Source organism: Streptomyces phytophilus, from assembly GCF_013870535.1.
Taxonomy (GTDB): Bacteria; Actinomycetota; Actinomycetes; order Streptomycetales; family Streptomycetaceae; genus Streptomyces; species Streptomyces phytophilus.
Genome location: NZ_JACBXC010001140.1, coordinates 1 through 1,957 on the forward strand (window position 1 = coordinate 1; position 1,957 = coordinate 1,957).

Below are 1,957 nucleotides of genomic sequence, written 5' to 3' on the forward strand. Positions count from 1 at the left end.
GCGGCACCTCCGCGGCGCCCGCGTCCAGTAGCCCGCAACGATGGATGGCTCTCATGGATTACCTCTCCGCGCTGCTTCCGTCGACCGTCATGGCCGTCGCCTTCACCGTGATGATCGTGACGATCGTCAAGAACCAGGGCGGCCCCAACAAGGCCAAGGAAGACGCCGCCGTCGACGCCGCATTTGCGCAGGCCGAGGCGGCGAGGCAGAAGTCCGCCGAGTAACGCCGGGTAACCCCTAACCGCGGCGACGGGCCCGCCCCGGCCGCCGGAATCGCCACGCCCGCCGCTCCCGTACCCGTCCCAATCGCCCCATTGTTCACCCCCCTACGGGTATTGTGCTGGCGTGGTCCGGCCATTGGGAGAGCTCGAAGACACGGTCATGACCCGGGTGTGGGAGTGGAACCGCCCGGTCACCGTCCGGGAAGTGCTGGAAGACCTCCAGCAGGAACGCTCTCTCGCGTACACCACCGTCATGACCGTAATGGACAACCTCCACCAGAAGGGCTGGCTGCGGCGCGCGCCCGAAGGCCGCGCCTATCGATATGAAGCGGTCTCCACCCGGGCCGCCTACTCCGCCGCACTCATGAACGAGGCGTGGGCCGCCAGCGACAATCCCGCGGCCGCGCTTGTCGCGTTCTTCGGCATGATGTCGCCGGCCCAGCTCGACGCCCTGCGCGATGCGCTACGCGTCGTGTCGCTGGACTCACCCGGTGACACCGAAGCCGGTGACGGCGAAGCAAGCGCGTGACGATAGCGTCATGTCATGCCCAGCGATTCTTACGGGGTCACCATCCGGCGCGCCCGCACCTCGGATGTCCGGGCCATCCGGCGGCTGCTCGACCCCTACGTGCACCGTGACATCCTTCTCGACAAAGCCACCGTGACGCTTTACGAGGACATCCAGGAGTTCTGGGTCGCCGAGCAGGACGCGGACGCCGCCGTGGTCGGCTGCGGGGCGCTGCACGTGATGTGGGAGGACCTCGCGGAGGTGCGTACGCTGGCGGTGGATCCGGCCCGCAAGGGCACTGGCATCGGCCACCAACTCCTTGACAAGTTGCTGCACACCGCCCGCTGGCTCGGCGTCGGCCGAATTTTCTGCCTCACGTTCGAAGTCGACTTCTTCGCCAAGCACGGCTTCGTCGAGATCGGCGAGACTCCGGTGGACCAGGACGTCTACAGTGAGCTACTGCGCTCGTATGACGAGGGCGTTGCCGAGTTCCTGGACCTGGAGCGGGTGAAGCCCAACACCCTCGGCAACAGCAGGATGCTGCTGCATCTCTGACGGCGCTTTGTCCGAATCGCGCAGATATTGTTGCGCGAGTTCTCCGACAGGGTTTGAGTTTTTCGCTGAAAAGCGGTTTGCTTTCGCCAGCACACATTGTTCCGATGAAAGGGAAGCCCGGTGGCTCAGAAGGTACAGGTCCTTCTCGTCGATGATCTCGATGGCGGTGAGGCAGACGAGACCGTGACGTTCGCCCTCGACGGCAAGTCCTACGAGATCGACCTCACGACTGCCAACGCGGAAAAGCTGCGCACCGCTCTGGAGCAGTACGTGAAGAGCGGCCGCAGGACCGGTGGCCGCGCCACGAAGCGTTCTCGCGGCGGGGCGTCCGGCAGCCAGGACACGGCGAAGATCCGCGCGTGGGCGAAGGAGCAGGGTTACGAGGTCAGCGAGCGTGGCCGTGTTCCGGCGAACATCCGCGAGGCATACGAAAAGGCGAACGGCTGACGTTCAGGGTGAGGCGGTGGCAGGCAGTCGCCGCCGCGCTCACCAGCCGTACCAGATCCGGCCGGTCCGCAACCCGGTTCCGCGCCGGCACGGCACCGCCGTCCGCGCCACTCCTGTCCCCATCCAATTCGGCAGCATCCCGGACGGCGTCTTCGACGTCCTCGACGCCATAGGCGTCATCCCCTGCGCCATCCCCGTCCACGACTCCGCCCCCGCGGCCGGCTTC

General features: G+C 66.4%; 5 protein-coding genes. All 5 read left to right on the forward strand.

The annotated features are described in order from the left end of the window. Positions 1-224, forward strand: a 224-nt coding sequence (locus tag H5J30_RS30010; protein ID WP_220189512.1) for a hypothetical protein, incomplete at its 5' end; no start/stop codon positions are given. Positions 225-345: 121 nt separating this feature from the next. Beyond that, entirely contained in the window at positions 346-750 is a 405-nt protein-coding gene (locus H5J30_RS30015) for a BlaI/MecI/CopY family transcriptional regulator (protein ID WP_145900450.1), read from the forward strand. A 15-nt stretch (positions 751-765) separates the two neighbouring features. Then, a complete protein-coding gene (locus H5J30_RS30020) occupies positions 766-1,284 on the forward strand; it encodes an amino-acid N-acetyltransferase (protein WP_181790522.1) in 519 nt (172 codons plus the stop codon). Between the two features lie 120 nt (positions 1,285-1,404). Further along, positions 1,405-1,731 carry a histone-like nucleoid-structuring protein Lsr2 gene (locus H5J30_RS30025; protein ID WP_018839280.1) on the forward strand — a complete coding sequence of 109 codons (327 nt, stop codon included), beginning with the start codon at positions 1,405-1,407 and terminating at the stop codon, positions 1,729-1,731. Positions 1,732-1,747: 16 nt separating this feature from the next. After that, positions 1,748-1,957, forward strand: a 210-nt coding sequence (locus H5J30_RS30030; RefSeq protein ID WP_181790524.1) for a hypothetical protein, incomplete at its 3' end; no start/stop codon positions are given.

Excerpts from the sequence above, each read along its gene's own strand:
- H5J30_RS30020 (WP_181790522.1), top strand. The coding sequence starts at position 766 with ATGCCCAGCGATTCTTACGGGGTCACCATCCGGCGCGCCCGCACCTCG.